Raw genomic sequence first — 2,242 nt, forward strand, 5'->3', positions numbered from 1 at the left:
TGCCAGCCCTCGGCCGGCACCACGGAAGGCGGAGCGTTCTCGGTCATCGGTCCCTGACCATCGGGAGCGCGCTCCGGCGGGTCAACTCTCGATTCAACTGGGGACATGCCCGCTTCCCGAGGCGCGAGCCGCGCGTCTGCTTGTTCAGCATTTGAAAACGCGCGCCCTCGAATTCCGGTTTGAGAAATTGTTTGCGATTCGAAGGGCAGCCGCTATTTTGGCCACCCTCTCACCAACAGTATCATGGCCGACGTCGCTAACAAATATCCCGAGAATGTCACCGGACAGTTCTACGTGGACGACCAGTGCATCGACTGCGATCTCTGCCGCGAGACCGCCCCCGCGAATTTTACGCGCAACGACGATGGCGGGCACAGCTACGTCTTCAAGCAAGCGGAGACCCCGGAAGAAGAGGCGCTTTGCAAAGAGGCGATGGAAGGCTGTCCCGTGGAGGCCATCGGCAGCGACGGGAGCTAGGCGGCGCCCTCAAACACCTGGCGCCGAGCTCGCCGTGAGCGGTAATATTTTGTTTGCCCGCCGGTGCGGAGGCGAGTTGAGACCGGATCCTGGCGGAAGGAGAGGTTGCGACATTGACGGCTCCCAACTTTTCTCATGAAACCTGAGCGATTGCGCGCCCGAGTTCTCGCCGAGTGGCGGGGCTTGCCGGAGATCCCTTTCACGCGGGACACCGCCAGGCCCATCGATGACGCGATCACGAAAGTAATGACGAGTCTTGGGCTGAAGGATCGGCTCAAGGAGGAGGAAGTGCTCCACGGGTGGACGGAAACGGTGGGCGAATTTTTCGCGAAGCATTCCTCGCCGCAACGGCTCAAAGACGGCGTGCTGTACGTGCACGTGCTCCAGCCGAGCGTCCACTTCGAGCTCGATCGCGTGTGGAAACGCGAGATTCTCGTCAAACTGAAGAAGCGCTTCGGCGGGAGAACGGTGCGGGAAGTGCGCTTCCGGGTCGGCTGAAATCGGCCTCGCACAAAGGCACAAAGCTCACGAAGGGATCTGAGGCGCGAATCGTTTGGGCCTTGGTGCCGTCGCGCAGGGTCAGGTAGCGGGAGAGTGGCTCCCGCCGAGGCCAACAAGCCGAGAGTGCCGCAGACTTCCGCCGCCTAATGTAATCTGCGGTGCAGGACGGACGCACGATGTACGCTTGGCGTAATCAGATTCTTTGAAACGTGAGCCAGCGCTCCAGTCCTGGGGTATTCCAAGTCGTACACGGATACGAAGGTGGATATCGACGAGTTGAAACGCGAGCTGCCAAATACTCGATCTTCTACATCTTGTCGCATGGTGTGGCCGATAATCCGGGCGCGACGGATGAGATTTATGGATTTCGAGGCTTCAAGGTATGGAACAACGATCTGTTCTGGGATAACTACGATGTTCTCGTTACTCCGACGACGATAAATAAGGATACAACTTGGTTTTCATGAACGGTTGCGCCTCGACGGAGAACAGCATGGGTGCCGCTGAGGATTCGCCGATGCATTCAGAGCGAGGAACTATGTCGGGCGGCGCGTGCCGGTGCTCCTCAGCTCGGCGGCGTTCGCGGCGGAGCAGTTCTTCAGGAATCTGGACGGCGGGACGACTGTGGAGGATGCTTCCCGAGAAGTGACGGCCACCAAGGCCGTCTTGGGAATGGTGTCAGGGGGGCTCGGAACCTTTGAAGATGTGGCATTGCAGGTGTCGCGACGTGATGACGCCGTTATTATCGATAACACTCCCTCTCCATGATCCGTCAGCTAGCAGCGTTTTTGATTATCGGCTCATCTGGAATTACGTGGGCTGAAGAGTTGCCCGCTCCAATTGTCCAAGCTTGTCGCGATGCCGTTCGGAGATATAACGGCTATGCGACAAAGCAGGGCATTAAACGCACTTCTGACGATGAGCTCCCGATACGCGGTGACCTGGAGGAGAGCAGTAAATATCTGGGACGCGTTTACCGATGCCGGATCGGGAGAGCGTATCGATTGATGGTATCAACGAGCGGCAACATTCTCGAATTCTCCTGTGACTGGCTGTACCTCCGAAGCATTCCCCAATACGGACAAGTTGCCTCTCACGCCGACACCGCCCAAATGGACAGCCGAGATCTCTATGTCAGAGGCTAGGGCGTGTTTGTAAACCGCCGAGGAAACCCAGCCTGAAAGGCTGCGATAAGCCAGCCCAGGGCAACGCCCTGGGTTGCGTTAGAGACGGCGTCAGCCCTGAAAGGGCGGGACATCAAGTT

At 58.3% G+C, this 2,242-nt stretch carries 3 protein-coding genes; all 3 read left to right on the forward strand.

Annotated features, from left to right (window positions below):
- The first annotated feature begins 243 nt into the window (after positions 1–243).
- The 3 genes from M3436_20810 to M3436_20820 all read left to right on the forward strand — a co-directional run bounded on the left by M3436_20810 (position 244) and on the right by M3436_20820 (position 1,746).
- The gene (locus M3436_20810) at positions 244–477 is read left to right on the forward strand and encodes a ferredoxin (protein MDQ3566408.1); all 234 of its coding nucleotides are present in this window, start codon (positions 244–246) and stop codon (positions 475–477) included.
- Between the two features lie 135 nt (positions 478–612).
- Complete coding sequence (locus tag M3436_20815; GenBank protein MDQ3566409.1) at positions 613–975, forward strand: DUF721 domain-containing protein; 363 nt, start codon at positions 613–615, stop codon at positions 973–975.
- A 561-nt stretch (positions 976–1,536) separates the two neighbouring features.
- Positions 1,537–1,746, forward strand: a complete 210-nt coding sequence (locus tag M3436_20820) for a hypothetical protein (GenBank protein MDQ3566410.1) — start codon at positions 1,537–1,539, stop codon at positions 1,744–1,746.
- The last annotated feature ends 496 nt before the right edge of the window (positions 1,747–2,242 follow it).

Source organism: Pseudomonadota bacterium, assembly GCA_030859565.1.
Lineage (GTDB): Bacteria > Pseudomonadota > Gammaproteobacteria > JACCXJ01 > JACCXJ01 > USCg-Taylor.

Bases quoted from the DNA above. Each gene is read 5' to 3' on its own strand.
- M3436_20810 (MDQ3566408.1), top strand. From the start codon at position 244: ATGGCCGACGTCGCTAACAAATATCCCGAGAATGTCACCGGACAGTTC.
- M3436_20815 (MDQ3566409.1), top strand. From the start codon at position 613: ATGAAACCTGAGCGATTGCGCGCCCGAGTTCTCGCCGAGTGGCGGGGC.